A 16,136-nucleotide genomic window follows, 5' to 3' on the forward strand; every position below is an offset into this window, starting at 1 on the left:
GAGGCGAAAAATCAATTTACAGAATAACTGAATATTTAGGAATTCTATATTATGAGTCAAAATATCGCAAGTTTTATCACTAAAACCCTCGAACAAGCTGGTGTAAAACGTATTTGGGGAGTCACTGGCGATTCACTTAACGGCATTAGTGAAAGTCTGCGAAAAATGGGAACAATTGAATGGCTAGGAACGCGACATGAAGAAGTTGCCGCATTTGCAGCCGGTGGCGAAGCGCATTTATCAGGAGAGCTTGCGGTGTGTGCGGGTTCTTGTGGCCCAGGTAATCTTCATTTAATTAATGGTCTATTTGATTGTCAGCGTAATAATGTACCGGTATTAGCTATCGCCGCACATATTCCTTCGTCTGAAATTGGCAGTAGTTATTTTCAAGAAACCCATCCGCAAGAATTATTTAAAGAATGCAGTGTGTATTGTGAAATGGTGTCGAGCCCCGAGCAAATGCCGTACCTGCTAGAAACCGCAATGCGACAAGCAATATTAAATAAAGGCGTGAGTGTACTTGTGCTACCTGGCGACATTGCATTAAAAGATATGCCTAAAGCTATTAAGCCAAAATGGAATGTGCCAAAACCAGCAACGCATACTCCCGCTTTATCTGATATTGAAGCAATGGCGACTCATCTTAATAAAAGTAAAAAAGTAACCTTGTTGTGTGGTGCTGGTTGTAAAGATGCCCACGACGAAATTGTTGCGCTAGCCGAAAAATTACAAGCACCGATAGTGCATGCTATGCGTGGTAAAGAATTTATTGAGTACGATAACCCTTACGATGTTGGTATGACCGGATTCATTGGCTTTGCGTCGGGGTATCATGCAATGCAAGAAGCCGATACATTACTTATGATTGGTACGAGCTTTCCTTATCGTGCATTTTATCCCGAAAATACCACTATATTGCAAATTGATAATCAGGCCGCGTCACTCGGGCGACACGTGCAAATTGACTGTGGCGTATTAGGCGATACAAAAAATTCAGTGACCACTCTGCTTGATTATATTAAAGGTGAACGGAGCAGTTCGCACTTAGAAAAAAGTGTTAAAAACTACAAAGAGTCTCGACAAGATCTCGATGAACTAGCTACTGGCAAAACCTCGCAAAATTTAATTCACCCGCAATACCTAACACGTTTACTCAACGAGCAAGCGGCTGACGATGCTGTTTTTACTTGTGATGTAGGTACGCCAACAGTGTGGGCTGCACGTTATTTGTCAATGAATGGAAAGCGCCGCTTAATTGGATCGTTTAATCATGGTTCTATGGCAAATGCCATGTCGCAGGCAATGGGGGTTCAATCTGTAGATAGAGACCGCCAAGTCATTGCAATGTGTGGTGATGGTGGCTTTTCGATGTTAATGGGCGACTTAATCTCGCTTAAACAGCTTAATTTACCAATAAAGATTGTTGTTTATAATAATCGCTCACTTAGTTTTGTGGCTATGGAAATGAAAGCCAGTGGGTTTTTATCAAGCGATACCGATTTAGAAAACCCAAGCTTTGCTAAAATTGCAGAGGCCTGTGGCTTAAAAGGGATTCATGTGGATGACCCTGAAAAATTACCATCGGCAATGAACGAAATGATGAACCACTCAGGACCTGTTGTTTTAGAAGTCGACACTGCAAAACAAGAGCTTTCAATGCCGCCGCAAATCAAATTAGAGCAAGCAAAAGGCTTTAGTGTTTACATGATGAAAGCGCTGATAAATGGCAAAGGTAACGAGATTGTAGAGCTTGCCAAAACTAACTGGTCACGCTAGTTAAGTTACTTCCCTATTGAGTATTTTGGCTCAATAGGGAAGTGTAAATTAGAAGTAGGATATGATTAAAATGGAAGGTTTTTTAGTATAGTGTTGGAATCACTACGATGCTTTTGAGCTCACTCAAGTGCGATGTAAAGAGCTAAAACACTTAGCATTGGCATCAATTGCTACTTGGTAGTTGTTTTAGTTTAACGTTTCACTCGCTTTACTCAATCAAAGTAAAGCGAGCGCTTAGTATCACTTATAAACTCTTTTTAGGCGGTAGGGCGACGTTTGCAAATATTAGTCCTGCAACAAGCGACATAAATATTAAAAACGTTTGTTGGCCTATGTGTTCTGCGTATATAAAGTCTTGGCCTTCAATTAGTGAGTTTAAGCCAATATAGGTTTTGCTACCTGGTACTAATACAATTAAGCCTTGCATGGCCACAATAGAAGCTGGCGCATTAGCAACGCGGTTAAACAAGTTACTAAATATACCCACCGATAAAGCACCCACAAACGTACCTAACGTGTAATCAAGATACATAGCTGAGCCAATACTAGTGCCATACGCTATAAAGCCTGATGCAATAGACCAAACCGCATGCTTAAGTTTGGTTCTAAAAATCACGATTAAGCTGCTACAAAGTAAAAATATAGCCAGCCATGCGGTCCATTTTGGTAATGGCTCAGGTTGTACAAAGTCGGCTTGCCCAAAGAGTGCAAAGCCAATACCTATACCTATAAAACCACCAAAATACAGTTTAAACAACAGCATAAACGAGTCCATTACCCTTGCTGTGCCCGACACTAAATGCCGTGCTGCAAGCTCTGCTAAACCAAGCGCAAGTGCTAAACCGGGTATAAATACAATAATGGCCGAAAGTACTACCAAGCGTATATTTATTTCAGGCGTTATATACACGCTTACTGCACATGCAAGTACTGCTGATATTATGGCAACTAATGGCTCAAGCATGTGAGCTACGCGTTTTGAGCGACCAGACCAAAGCACAAACACATAAACGACTAAAGTAAGCAGCGATGACCAAATAACATCAGTCCAGCTAGTACCCATTAACATAGCAAACGCACCACCAGAAGTTGCAAAGGCAACGCCCGTTGTTAATTTATTATATGGGTTTGGCATCACAAAAATTGCGTCTAGTTGCGCATCAACTTCTTGTAAACTTAGCTTGTCGTCAAGCATTTGGTTTACAAGGTCGTCGGTGTCGGCAAGTGAGCCTAAATCGTGATCGCCAGGGTCTACACGTGCAACGTGGGTGTACTCATCTTCGTGGCCATCGGTCCAAATAACAAACGTTACAGAGGTTGGCGACATAACAAATGACGATTTAAGTCCTAAGTAAGTAGCCACTTCCATTAGGTGGGCTTCTAGTCGGTAGGCTGGGGTGCCATACTTGTGAAGCATTTTACCCAATTTAACGATAAATTTGCGTTTTTCTGTAAAGGTTGCAGTTTTCAAATCTTTTTGGACCAAATATTGCGATAACTAAGCTAAAAATATAGACAATACAGCTAAAACTGCCCACGTTTGATGGGCGCGATTTTAAACACTAATTGGTGTGTGTCTAGTCATTTTTAATCTAATTTTTTATTTTTTTCAGCTATCCATTGCGACATGTATTGAGTGCTGCGCATTGTATGATGTTTGAGCATTTGGCCTGTGAAGTTTTTTTCGCGATGAGCGCTTAAAGCGCAACTTATTGAATCAATTTTTTTAATTAACGCTGCGCTTAATTGGGCTTTATCGTACAGCGTATTAAGGAGTGTATTACCATCTTGCTGCGCTTGTTCAAAGTCACTTTGATTGTTGTGCATTTCAATGGCAGCGTTGGCAAAGTCATCGGCTGAGTTGGCTATTTTACCAGGCCATGGTAAATCGTTATGCATGCCCTCTGCGCCAATGTTAGTGGTAACGCTGGGTGTTTGCATTATCATGGCTTCAAGCAATTTACCTTTAATGCCTGCACCAAAGCGCAGTGGAGCTAAACATACACGCGCACTTTGCATTACATCAAACGCATTATCAGCCCAGCCTTTTATTAAAAAACCGGTTTTAGGGTTATTTAGTGCCGTGGCTTTTGGTGGTGGGTAAGAGCCATAAATATGTAGTTCTGCTTTTGGGAGTTGCTTGCGAATAAGTGGCCATATTTTTTGTAAATAAAGTACAGCATCCCAGTTTGGCGCGTGTCTAAAGTTACCTATAGTCATAAAGTGCTGGCGCTGCTCAAACGTTTTTGTACTTGTAGGCAGTGAGCTTAAGTCAACCATAAACGGTAAATGGTGTAATAAACTTGGCTGTATTTTAAATACGCTGTTTAGCAGGCTCATTTCATAACTTGAAATAATTAAGCTCAGGTCGCAGCGTAAAATAGCGGCAATTTCGCGTTTTGCTATGTCTGAATGTAAATCGCTGGTTGTAAAGTCACGCTCACCTTTAAACGCTTCGTGGCGAGCATTACGTAGGCACTGTAAATCTTCGGTATCTAGAATTTTAATTGCGTGTGGGCAATGCTTATCGACACGCCAGCCAAATTGTTCTTCCATCATAAAACGGTCAAACATGACTATATCTGGATTATAGGCTTTAACGTATTCGTCAAAGCTGTCGCAGTTTAATGCAATGCTTTGGCTGGTTATGCCGAAGTCGTCAAGGTTTACCATGTGATCGGTGCGCTGCGCGGGCGTTGCAAATTCAACGTCCCAGTTTTGCGCTCTAAATGCATTTAATAACGACATCATGTGCGTTCCCGCAGCAGACGAATTTGGCTCTGGCCATACGTAGCCAATTACCAGCACTTTTTTCATTGGCTAGAATCTCTAATTTGTAAGTTTACATTTACCAGTGTTTTTACTGGCGGGGCTGTATTTTGTAGTAGCTCTTGCAGTATTAAAAGGCACCGCTTGGCTATATCGGTTGTACTTATAGCCACGGTGGTTAAGTGATTATTTATAACCGCGCTATTAGGAATATGGTGGCAACTCACTACTTTAATACAGTGATGCGTTAATGAGTTAATAGCGGCAATAACACCTTGAGCAATAATATCGTTTGAACACACCACTGCGTTTAATGTTGGGTTATGTTTATATGCTTCTATAAATGCATTTTTAGCGCTAAGGGCTGTGTTTACTGCGCAGTGAATGGGGGCTAATGGATTAATGCTGTGCTGCGCGCAAGCGGTATTAAAGCCACTTTGTAGTGCTTGTGAATCATTTAAAGTAAGTTCACTGCCTATAAATGCAATGTTTGTCACGCCTTGTGCGAGCAAATGCATACTGGCTACGTGGCTGGCTTTTTTATAGTCGGGTAATACACAAGGAGCTGCGCTAAAAGGCACTTCACTCATTACGGTAATTACTTTGTGTTGCGCGCTGAGCGTATCAAGCCATTTGGAGCAAGTATTAGCAACGGGGCAAATAATAAATGCAGCAGCGTTGTATTCTTTTAAGTTTTTAACTGCGTTTGCTTGTAGTTCAAGACTATTATTACTGCTTACAATCATGGCTTGTAGGCCACTTTCGTTTAACAAAAGTTGTAGGCTGGTAGCAAGTTGCGCCATAGTTGGGTTAGTTAAATCGTTTATTACTATGGCCACTAAATTTGAGCGCTTTGAGCGCATAGCTGCGGCATCACGATTATAAACGTAACCAAGCTCATCAATCGCTTTTAGTATTTTTTGTTTACTTTTATTGCCCACTTTATCGCTTTGGGTAAGTACCAAAGATACGGTTGATTTTGATACACCAGCACGCTCTGCAACATCAAAAATAGTGACTGATTTGGCTTTGTTATGCATTGTATTTTAAGTACCGCAGTGGTGAATAAATAGCGCTGTAGTTTAGCTTAATCAGCACTATTAAGTCATCTTTTAGAGGTGTTTAACTTACCTTAATACTTTATGAACAAAGCAAAACGTGTTTATATACGCTTATAAGAGTAAAAAATAACAAAAGGATAAAAACATGAGCGCTTTTAGGCTGTTAGTTGCCTTTATTTGTTGTGCGGCATTAGTACCAACAAGTTACGCCGAGCAGGGCTATCAAACCCCATCACCGGAACTTGCAGCATTGGTTGATGCTAAGTTAGCACCCACTAGTTACTTATCGAGCGATGGCCAGTGGTTAGCGCTTTTTGAACGCAAACGTGTAGTAACCCTTGATGAACTTGCAAAAGAAGAGCTTAAGCTTGCTGGTATTAAGCTAAACCCCGCTAATTTTTCGCGCTCTCGTGTGAGTGCCAAATTTAGTGCCGTGGAGCTAAAGCATGTTCAAAGCGGGTCGGTTATCAGTATTAATAACTTACCTAATGGCATTATTCGCTCACCTAAATGGTCATCTAATAGTCAATATTTAGCCTTTATTGTTGAGCAACCAGCCCAAGCCAATTTATGGCTTTACAGCGTTGAAACCAAACAAGCAAAAGAGTTAACTAGCGCTGCATTAAATTCGGTACTAACTGCATCACCATATAAATGGCTGCCAGATAGCAGCGCCATTGTTGCAAACCTCGCTGTTAACTTTGGCAAGCCAAGGCTTGAAAATAACAGCCAAAATGTAGTGCCTGTTATTCAACAAAGTACTGGCGAAAAAGCGCCTGCACGTACTTACCAAAATTTATTAACAAGCCCGTTTGATGAATCACAATTTAAATTTTACGGCCAAGGGCAATTGGCTTACGTAACGCTTGATGGTAATACTCAAGCAATAGGTAGCCCTTCTTTATTTAAATCATTTTCGGTATCACCTGATTCTACCAATATATTAGTCGCCGGTATTAATGAGCCGTTTTCGTATCAAGTGCCTTACAGCCGCTTTGCAAGCACGTGGCAAATATGGGGCATGCGCGGCTATGCATTAGCAGAGCTGGCAAAACAACCACTTGCCGATAACATTCCACAAGGTTACGACAGCGTACGCACAGGCCGCCGTAATTTTGAATGGCGAGCCGATCAGGGCGCTGAAGTTATTTGGGCCGAGGCGCAAGATGGCGGCGACATGAAAACTGACGTTGAGCATCATGATTATGTATACAGCTTGCGTGCACCATTTAAACGCGAGCCTAAATTATTTGCCAAAGTAGAACGCCGTTATGCAGGAATGGAGTGGGGCAACGAAAACGTAGCCATGCTGACAGACTGGCGCTTTAGCGATCGCCAAGTACGTACTTACATAGTACAGCCACGAAATGCCGACAGAAACCGCGTTTTATTTTCAGAGCGTAGTTACAACGACGCGTATAAAGACCCTGGTAATGCAATTTACGAGCGCAACGATTTAGGCGCAAACGTGATTAAAATTGTAGGCGGGCGTTATATTTACCTGCGCGGTAATGGTGCTTCAGAGCAAGGTAATGTGCCGTTTTTAGATCAATACGATGTTAAAACAAATAGCAGCAAGCGCTTATGGCAATCAGAAGCGCCATACTACGAGCGTGTACGCGCTCTGCTTGACGACGAAGGTGAGCGATTTATTACTATTCGTGAATCTAAAACTGAGCAACCTAACTTTTTTATACGCAATTTAGATAACGACACGCTAACGCAATTAACGACATTTGAGCATCCGTATCCTGCATTTAAAGGGGTAACTAAAGAGCAATTACGTTATAAACGCGACGACGGTGTTGAGCTTTCGGGTACGCTTTATTTACCACCAGGGTACGATAAAACACAAGGCCCGTTACCTGTACTTATGTGGGCTTACCCACTTGAATACAAAGATAAAGCCGTAGCATCGCAAGTTCGCGAGTCGCCTTACGCATTTACCTACATTGGCTATTGGGGTCCTATGCCTTACCTTGCCAAAGGGATTGCCGTGTTTGACGACCCTAAAATGCCAATAGTGGGTATTGATGGCAGTGAGCCAAACGATAACTTTAGAAAGCAGCTAGTATCCAGCGCGCAAGCAGCTGTTGATGTATTGGTTAAAAAAGGTATTGCCGATAAAAACAAAATAGCCATAGCAGGGCACTCGTATGGTGCATTTATGGTTGCTAACTTATTGGCTCATAGCGATTTATTTAAAACTGGTATTGCTCGCAGTGGCGCGTATAACCGCACATTAACGCCGTTTGGTTTTCAAGGAGAAGAGCGTGATTTTTGGCAAGCACAAAGTGTGTACGCTAATATGTCGCCGTTTTTTCACGCTGAAAAAATTAACGAACCAATGCTAATGATCCACGGTCAGGAAGATCCTAATTCTGGCACTTTCCCAATGCAAAGTGAGCGCATGTACGCAGCCCTAAAAGGTTTAGGTAAAGATGCCCGCTTAGTAATGCTCCCATATGAAGCACATGGTTACCGTGCGCGTAAAAGCTTATTACACGTGTTGTGGGAACAAGAACAGTGGTTAGATAAGTATTTGTTAAATGATACAGCAAAGCATGTCGAGGTCATTACTGAACCAATGGTAAGTACTGGGCAATAGATGCTTTTTACATATGGGGTGGGGTGCAAGAAGATCCACCCTCAATCTCACGGCACTTTCCCAATGCAAAGTGAGCGCATGTACGCAGCCCTAAAAGGTTTAGGTAAAGATGCTCGCTTAGTAATGCTCCCATATGAAGCACATGGTTACCGTGCGCGTAAAAGCTTATTGCATGTATTGTGGGAACAAGAACAGTGGTTAGATAAGTATTTGTTAAATGATACAGCAGAGCCAGTAGAAGTTATTACTGAACCCTTGGTAAGTGCTGGGCAATAGTAATAAACATGAGTAAGCAACAGCGCGGCTACTTATAGCCGCGTTTTTGCTTTTAATATGAGAGTAAATTAATGATTGATGTAGCAGCACTTGCGGTTTTTATTCCTACGTTCTTTTTTGTGTCTATCACCCCAGGTATGTGTATGACCCTTGCCATGACACTCGGTATGAGCATTGGCGTGCGCCGCACATTATGGATGATGATAGGTGAGCTGTTAGGTGTAGCAAGTGTTGCTATAGCTGCGGTATTAGGCGTTGCAAGCGTAATGCTAAATTACCCAGACGCGTTCGCTATTTTAAAATGGGTTGGCGGTGCGTACTTAATTTATATTGGCTTTAATATGTGGCGAGCCAAAGGGAAAATGTCGGTCGATACCTCAAAACCAAGTGACGTAAGTCGGAAGTCGCTATTTACGCAAGGTTTTGTAACCGCAATTGCTAACCCTAAAGGGTGGGCGTTTATGATCTCACTATTACCGCCCTTTATAAGTGTTGAGCATGCAGTAGCCCCTCAGCTTTTAGTATTGCTTGGCGTTATAATGACCACCGAGTTTTTAAGCATGTTGGCTTATGCAACAGGCGGTAAAAGCTTACGTTTATTTTTAGCCCGTGGCGATAATATAAAATGGATGAACCGTATTGCTGGTAGCTTAATGGGGTTAGTTGGAATTTGGCTTATTTTTGGTTAGCTCAAAAAGTAGTTGATATTGTCAATTAATTTGCTATAGTTGATTTTGTCATCTATTTAACGCTTAAGGCATGCCCAAAAATGAGTACACCCGTATCAGTAAACCCAGTAATGGTTGAGTCTAAAAAAACACCTGTAATTTATAAAATACTGGTTATGGTAAGTATTATCACTCTAATCGGCGGTACTCTAACTGGCATTATGACTTATGTGAATGTGGGTGTTACAGAGCATTTTTATGCCGACTGGTTTACCTCGTTTATAAGTGCAGTACTTGTAATGGCGCCTGTTGGTTTTGTAATGATGACCTTAATACATACGCTAGTTGCTAAGTTATTACCTAATGGCAGTGAGCTAAAACGTAACTTAGTTATTAGTGTTTTTATGGCGTTGATAATGGAATCGGTGATGGCGTTTGTTACCGCTACCAACAATATTGGCTATGCAGATATGCATGTATTTGTAACTGGATGGGCTGAAGGGTTATTAGCCGCATTAGCAATAGGCTTAACTATAATGCTGATAATGTCGGTTACGGTAAAACCTAAAATAGAACGCTTTTTAAAAAGCTAATAACAAAAAAGAGCCATTGGCTCTTTTTTGTTATTTAGTGTTTACCTGCTCTTTAAATTGCGCCATTCAAAAAAGGTGCTGTTCGGCTTATTTTAGATTGAGCTACATCTGTAGGTTTACCTTGCGCTACAATTAAGCCGCCTTCTTCACCAGCACCAGGGCCTACATCAATTACCCAGTCACTATTGCGGGCTACTTGCATATCGTGTTCAACCATAATAACGGTATTGCCAGCATCAACTAATTTATTTAACTGCGCCATTAGCATTGATACATCCGATGGATGCAGGCCTGTCGTTGGCTCATCAAGAATATAAAGTGTGTTACCGCGCTGCGCACGTTGCAGCTCGGTTGCTAATTTAATACGCTGCGCTTCACCGCCAGAAAGCTCAGTTGCAGGTTGTCCTAAACGCAAATACCCAAGACCTACTTGCATAAGTGCATCGAGTGCTCGCAGTATTGCAGGCTCATTTTCAAAAAAGGTATGCGCCGCTTCAACCGTTAAATTGAGGATATCGCTTATGTCTTTATCACGATATGTAACCTCAAGTGTTTGCTCGTTATAACGTTTGCCATGACACACTTGGCAAGGTGAATAAACGCTTGGTAAAAACAGTAGCTCTATACTTACAAAGCCAACGCCCTCACAGTTTTTACAGCGACCTTTAGCAACATTAAACGAAAAGCGACCTGAATCGTAACGGCGCTCTTTTGCTTTTTGGGTTGAAGCAAATAGTTTACGCACGTGATCAAACAAACCCGTATAGGTAGCTAAGTTTGAACGAGGGGTACGGCCAATCGCTTTTTGATTTACGGTAATCAGGCGGCTTATATTATTTATACCTTCAATGATTTTTCCGCTGGTGTGTGTTTGCAGTTCTTGTTCGAGTAAGTCGGCTTCGTCGGTGGGGGCTTCCGGTATTACTTTTTGCCCAAGTGCTTCGTAAACAAGCTCTACTAACGCTTGGCTTACTAGGCTTGATTTACCCGAGCCCGAAACCCCAGTAACGGTTGTCATAACACCTAGTGGAAATTCTGCATTGAGTTTTTTAAGATTGTTACGATCAATATCAGCCAATTTTAACCACGCTTTTGGCTGCCTTTGAGCCTTTTTTTGCGCGCTGTTTTGAGTAGACTCTTGAGTAGTATTTTTAGCAAAAAGGTGACGACCGGTGTGCGAGTTTTTTATTTTTTTTAACCCTTCAACAGGGCCGCTGTAAATAATCTCGCCACCATGCACACCTGCATCAGGGCCTACATCAACAATCCAATCAGCATGTTTAACAACGCTAATGTCGTGTTCAACAACAAATACAGAATTGCCAGCCGCTATTAGCTCATCGAGCGCTTTTAGCAAGGCTTGAGTGTCGGCAGGGTGTAAACCCGCTGAAGGTTCATCTAACACGTAAACTACCCCAAATAATTTAGAGCGAATTTGTGTGGCAAGTCGCAACCGTTGTAGCTCTCCGGGTGAGAGCGTTGGCGTTGTGCGCTCAAGCGACAAGTACCCTAAACCAAGCATGGTTAGTGCTTCAATACGGGTGAGAATATCGTTGGCAATGCGCTGTGTAACAATGGCTTGCTCTGGGTTTTTTGTATTTTTATTTACTTTGGTATTAGCGGCGTTACTTAGCTTTTTAGCAAGCTCGTTTAATGTAAGCTGAGATAGCTCGCCAATATCGAGCCCTGCAAATTTAACACTTAACGATGCTTGTTTTAATTTTTTACCTTGGCAAGTAGGGCACTGCGATATTTGCATAAACTGCGATACGCGCTTTTTTGTACGCGGGCTTTGGGTAGTAGCAAAAGACTGTAAAACAAAGCGTTTAGCGCTTGAAAAAGTTCCCATGTAGCTTGGATCTTCGCTATTTTTTATCGCATTTTGTGTTTGCTCATAGGTGTAATCTGGATATACAGGCACAGTAGGTGTTTCGTCGGTAAATAAAATCCAATCGCGTGCTTTTTTAGTAAGTTTGTTCCAAGGCGTGTCTATGTCATAACCAAGGGAAGTAAGAATTCGGCTTAAATTTTTACCTTGCCATGCTGGTGGCCACGCGACTATAGCGCGCTGGCGAATAGTTTTTGTATCGTCTGGCACAAGTAGCTTTTCGGTTACTTCAAACACCCGGCCTATTCCTGAGCATTCTGGGCACGCACCTTGTGGCGTATTTGGCGAAAACGCATCGGCGTAAAGTATGCCTTGCCCTTTGGGGTATTCGCCTGCGCGTGAGTAAAGCATGCGTAGCGCGTTAGAAATAGTTGTTATGCTGCCAACGGATGAACGAACCGACGGTGCCCCTCGTTGCTGCTGCAAAGCAACGGCAGGCGGTAGCCCTTCAATAGAATCAACATCGGGCTCATCAACTTGATCTATTAACCTACGTGCGTATGGCGATACCGAATCAAGGTAACGGTGCTGCGACTCAGCAAACAGCGTTCCAAACGCAAGCGACGATTTTCCAGAGCCCGATATTCCTGTAAAAACAACCAATGCGTTACGAGGTAAATCAACGTCTACATTTTTCAAGTTGTGAACGCGTGCCCCCCTTACTTGAATGCTATTACTGGGATCAGATAAATCCATTGTTGAGTTTTTATGTGTGCTTGCCATACGTTTATACTCCTGTTTAATCGCGCTTTTTACTTTAAGTTAGCTTTGAATTATTTACTCTTATCGCTTGTTATTACCCAAAGTAGCGCAAGCACACTGAATGAACGCTTAGTCTGCAGTGGCACAGCTAGAGTGCGGGGTAAATTGAGCGCTGGATAAAATTACGATGATTGTTTGTTTACATAATGGGTATGGAGTGCGAGTATAATTTAAACAGTTATTGTGATGTAATTTGTTACGCAATTTACTAGGTAATAAAAGGAACTAACAGTGAATAAAGCCTTCGTGATCATTTTGTTGATGTTTTCGTGGTCCACCCAAGCCGACTCTATCAAAGCGCTAAATGTTGACCGTGCAGTACCAAATAGCATGCACTTATCGTTTGCAAACGATAGCAACATAACCCCTAAAAAAGGGGATTTTAAAATCGTTAATTATGTATTAATGAGCAATGAAGAGGGCGAACGCTGGGCTGTTATAACGCTAACTAACTTATCGTCGGGCAATCGAGAATTAGGCGAGGAGCACTTACTTGCACTTTTTGCTGACGGCAGCCGATTCATGCCAATGGAATTTAAACTCGGTTTTAAAGGCAACGAAACACAATCGGTAACTGTATCGTTTGCCGATTATAAGTTCCCTATTTTAAGTGTGTATTCGAGTAACGATTTGTAACTAATATTAGTGCAATTATGCTGCCTTAGAGTCTTGTATTGTATTAAATAGCAATTTTGTAATCGCAAAAATAGTATGCTGTTGGAATTACTCTTCAGCTTGGTAATATAGCAAAGGCTTTTAAAGTATTGAGTATCTGCAAATTGCATGTAGCTACTAGTTGGCTTTGTGCGATGAGCAGGCATTGAGTAAATATAATAGTTCATTATGTGGTCAATATTTGTTACTCAGGTATTCAGGGAGATAAGCCACACGCGCATATAATTTAATTAGCTCTGTTTAAAATAGTAGAAAACTTAATAATAGCAATATCTTAGATAATTTGTTAAAACATTACATCACGTAGAAAATGAGCGAGGAACGTAAAGAAATTCGCGCATTATAAAATTTTATACGCCAAGGAAAGGATGAAGATATGATTAGTAAATTCTCTAAAAACATCGCTAAAAGTGTTCTGTCAGAAATCGCTATCGCAAAAAAAATTGAAATAATGGGTAACCCTTCTGATTCTTTTCACCACTTGGAAAATGCACACGTATTAGGCCAAGAATCTACTTGGTGGCATGTCAAAGTGCATTTACTTATGTTTTCTTGGGCAATTAGACAGGGAGATGCAAAAGAGTGCATCGGTCAAATTTTCCGCATTATTGGTGCAGCGACTAAAACAGCAATAGGTTTAGTTCCTGCGGGGAATACTGGAGGCACAAATATTAGCCCTTTTAAAAAGTTACCTCTTAAACCAAAGCATCAGGCCGCTATTATCAAGGCCAAAGGCAGCGCATAACAAACCACTGACTCCATTCTGGCGCTCGTTGAGACATAAACATGTAGGCTACCTTCGCTCCGTATTTTAGCCTATATATTCGTGCCCGTAAGTGGGAAATTAAGTTTTTAGGAGAGCTTCGGTGATTATCAGAAAAATGAATGAGAAGGATGTTGAAGCTGTAAGTGCAATTTGTATTGCTTCGTTTTTACGCTCTATTGCAGACACGTTGTCAGAGGAAGGGAAGACTACTTTTTCGAGTATTGCTGCTAGCAATGCTTTTCTTGGCAGAATGAAGGGCGACAACTTAATATTCGTTGCTGAGAACGACGAAAATATCGAAGGTGTCATTGAGTTAAAGGAAGGTCGACATGTTGCGATGCTTTTTATTCGTCCTGAACGCCAAAAGAGTGGTATTGGGAGAAAGCTGCTTTTATCCGCCTTAAAATACGCGAAGGTAGAAACTGTAACCGTCAGCGCGTCACTACCTTCAGTGACCGCTTACGAAAAGTATGGGTTTGAGTGCAGTGGCGAAATTGATGAATCGGCAGGTTTGGTTTATCAACCTATGGAAATTAAACTTAGTAAGTAAATGTACGCGGCGAGCACGTGATTGCAGCGTTACCAATGTTCGCTTCTGGCACTTTGCTAAAGCCAGCTTTGAGCGATAACCGGTCATTGATAAATTATGATTTATGAAGTCAATATTTGAACCCATTGGCTCAGAAATCATAGCTAAAAAAGGTGATCTCATAACGTGAATCCCAAAAAAACCTGGATTTATATACAGTTGCTTGTGTTTTGTCCAATATTACTACTCTCTACCACTTTGGTGTATTTTTGCATTTGTAAAATATCATATAAATTCAACTAATTGTTTACAAATGTTTTTTGAGAGCTAAGATAAATGCATTGTAATATATGGACATTTGTCGGCTTATAAAACGACAAATGTCGTAGACAAAATTGTTATAAGCCTAAAGGAATACCGAGTGAGACTTTCCCTTTCAATTTTATTATCAATGATTTCTCTCTATTGTTTTGGCATTACTGATTTAGAGGTTGAAAGTTGGCAAGAGGATCTTGAGTTTTATTCACGAAATTTGTCTGAAAAACATATAGATCTTTACCATACGATTTCTAGGCAAAGCTTTAATGAAGAGGTAACGCAACTTAAAGGCTCTCTATCCTCCTTAACGAAAAATCAGTTATTAATTGAACTGATGCGGTTAACTCACAAAATTGGTGATGGGCATACATCATTTCCTTTATGGGGAGCTAATTTAAAAAGTTTTCCTATTCAATTAAAGGTGCTCAATGGAGAGCTTTATGTAATTAAAACTACCAAGGATTCCAAGCACCTCCTTGGTGCAAAACTTGAGAAAATTAACGACATGAATGCAGAAGAAATCTACCGTTTATTTTCTCAACTAACACCATTTTCTGAAAACAAATACTCAACACAAGTAAGAGCAGCACAATATATCCCAAAAGCAGAGTTACTTAATGGGCTGGGGATTATCAACGATACATTTCAAGCTCGATTCACATTCACAATAGGTAAAGAACTAATTGAACAGCAATTAGAACCATCTCACTCAAATGAGTACACAGCCGAACTCACCTATCTAAACAATTCCATATTTTCGATTGAGGAAAAACTTAACGAGAATCTTTGGTTTGGGTCGTTAAACGATAATAAAGTGGTTTATTTTAAATTTCGCCGTTATACATCAATCTCAAAAATGGAATCACTGGGCGAAGATTTATTATCTTTCATTAATAAAAACAAATCTAAAAAGTTAATAATTGACCTTAGAGACAATTATGGTGGGGACTTTTTTGTAGGTTTAAAATTGACTCAATTACTCGTACTGGCTGATAGTATAGATTGGAAGTCAGGTGTTTATGTTCTTATTGATAATACAACTTTCTCAGCAGCAATGAGTAATGCTGCTCAGTTTTCACAATTATTGAATGCAACATTAGTTGGTGAACCTACTGGTGCCAAACCTTCAGGTTACCAAGATATGGGGCAATTTATTTTACCTAACTCTAACCTAGAAGTAACATACTCAAAGCGCATGTATCACTTTACTCGTGATAATAAAGATGCTTTATACCCAAATGTTCATATTGAAGTTTCAATTGATGATTATATTTCAAAAAATGATCGTCAATTAAAATGGATATTAAGTGATATAGGCTTGCAATAACCGGCTTATAATCGGGTAGCCGGAGGTCTCTAACCTCCAGCCATGTAGTGGTCAATAAAATTTGGCCACAGTTTTAGAATCCTTGTATCTAATCTCAGATTCATTTGGCGCTAAACCGGC

The 16,136-nt window shown here is 40.9% G+C and carries 13 protein-coding genes; 9 read left to right on the plus strand and 4 right to left on the minus strand.

The window, feature by feature from the left end:
• Nucleotides 1-51: 51 nt before the first annotated feature.
• Nucleotides 52-1,776, plus strand: a complete 1,725-nt coding sequence (poxB, locus tag WNY98_RS04740; RefSeq protein ID WP_342874941.1) for a ubiquinone-dependent pyruvate dehydrogenase — start codon at nt 52-54, stop codon at nt 1,774-1,776.
• 244 nt (nt 1,777-2,020) lie between these two features.
• On the opposite strand, the gene WNY98_RS04745 is transcribed toward poxB, so the two are convergent.
• The 3 genes from WNY98_RS04745 to WNY98_RS04755 all read right to left on the minus strand — a co-directional run bounded on the left by WNY98_RS04745 (nt 2,021) and on the right by WNY98_RS04755 (nt 5,585).
• Complete coding sequence (locus WNY98_RS04745; RefSeq protein ID WP_076924234.1) at nt 2,021-3,247, minus strand: threonine/serine exporter family protein; 1,227 nt, start codon at nt 3,245-3,247, stop codon at nt 2,021-2,023.
• A 116-nt stretch (nt 3,248-3,363) separates the two neighbouring features.
• A complete protein-coding gene (locus WNY98_RS04750; protein ID WP_342877274.1) occupies nt 3,364-4,593 on the minus strand; it encodes a glycosyltransferase in 1,230 nt (409 codons plus the stop codon).
• A complete protein-coding gene (locus tag WNY98_RS04755; protein WP_342877275.1) occupies nt 4,590-5,585 on the minus strand; it encodes a LacI family DNA-binding transcriptional regulator in 996 nt (331 codons plus the stop codon). The genes WNY98_RS04750 and WNY98_RS04755 overlap by 4 nt, the downstream gene beginning before the upstream one ends.
• A gap of 166 nt (nt 5,586-5,751) precedes the next feature.
• Between WNY98_RS04755 and WNY98_RS04760 the strand changes: the two genes are divergently transcribed.
• The 4 genes from WNY98_RS04760 (at nt 5,752) to WNY98_RS04775 (ending at nt 9,751) form a co-directional block, all read left to right on the plus strand.
• On the plus strand, nt 5,752-8,214 hold the full coding sequence (locus WNY98_RS04760) for a prolyl oligopeptidase family serine peptidase (protein WP_342877276.1): 2,463 nt from the start codon (nt 5,752-5,754) through the stop codon (nt 8,212-8,214).
• Nucleotides 8,215-8,490: a hypothetical protein gene (locus tag WNY98_RS04765; protein ID WP_197184821.1), complete on the plus strand. Its 276-nt coding sequence runs from the start codon at nt 8,215-8,217 to the stop codon at nt 8,488-8,490.
• Between the two features lie 71 nt (nt 8,491-8,561).
• Complete coding sequence (locus WNY98_RS04770; RefSeq protein ID WP_024598019.1) at nt 8,562-9,179, plus strand: LysE family translocator; 618 nt, start codon at nt 8,562-8,564, stop codon at nt 9,177-9,179.
• A gap of 80 nt (nt 9,180-9,259) precedes the next feature.
• The gene (locus WNY98_RS04775; RefSeq protein ID WP_342877277.1) at nt 9,260-9,751 is read left to right on the plus strand and encodes a DUF2798 domain-containing protein; all 492 of its coding nucleotides are present in this window, start codon (nt 9,260-9,262) and stop codon (nt 9,749-9,751) included.
• Nucleotides 9,752-9,803: 52 nt separating this feature from the next.
• Here WNY98_RS04775 and uvrA read toward each other — a convergent pair whose 3' ends face one another.
• The gene (gene uvrA / locus WNY98_RS04780) at nt 9,804-12,362 is read right to left on the minus strand and encodes an excinuclease ABC subunit UvrA (protein WP_342877278.1); all 2,559 of its coding nucleotides are present in this window, start codon (nt 12,360-12,362) and stop codon (nt 9,804-9,806) included.
• Nucleotides 12,363-12,632: 270 nt separating this feature from the next.
• On the opposite strand from uvrA, the gene WNY98_RS04785 reads away from it, so the two are divergent.
• The 4 genes from WNY98_RS04785 (at nt 12,633) to WNY98_RS04800 (ending at nt 16,016) form a co-directional block, all read left to right on the plus strand.
• On the plus strand, nt 12,633-13,037 hold the full coding sequence (locus tag WNY98_RS04785) for a hypothetical protein (protein WP_342877279.1): 405 nt from the start codon (nt 12,633-12,635) through the stop codon (nt 13,035-13,037).
• 415 nt (nt 13,038-13,452) lie between these two features.
• Nucleotides 13,453-13,821 (plus strand): DUF3703 domain-containing protein, encoded by a 369-nt coding sequence (locus WNY98_RS04790; RefSeq protein WP_342877280.1) that lies wholly within the window; start codon nt 13,453-13,455, stop codon nt 13,819-13,821.
• Between the two features lie 121 nt (nt 13,822-13,942).
• Nucleotides 13,943-14,392, plus strand: coding sequence for a GNAT family N-acetyltransferase (locus tag WNY98_RS04795; protein ID WP_342877281.1), 450 nt, complete (start codon nt 13,943-13,945; stop codon nt 14,390-14,392).
• A gap of 400 nt (nt 14,393-14,792) precedes the next feature.
• The gene (locus WNY98_RS04800) at nt 14,793-16,016 is read left to right on the plus strand and encodes a hypothetical protein (protein WP_342877282.1); all 1,224 of its coding nucleotides are present in this window, start codon (nt 14,793-14,795) and stop codon (nt 16,014-16,016) included.
• Nucleotides 16,017-16,136: the final 120 nt, after the last annotated feature.

The sequence above is a fragment of the Pseudoalteromonas sp. AS71 genome, assembly GCF_038900275.1.
GTDB lineage: Bacteria > Pseudomonadota > Gammaproteobacteria > Enterobacterales > Alteromonadaceae > Pseudoalteromonas.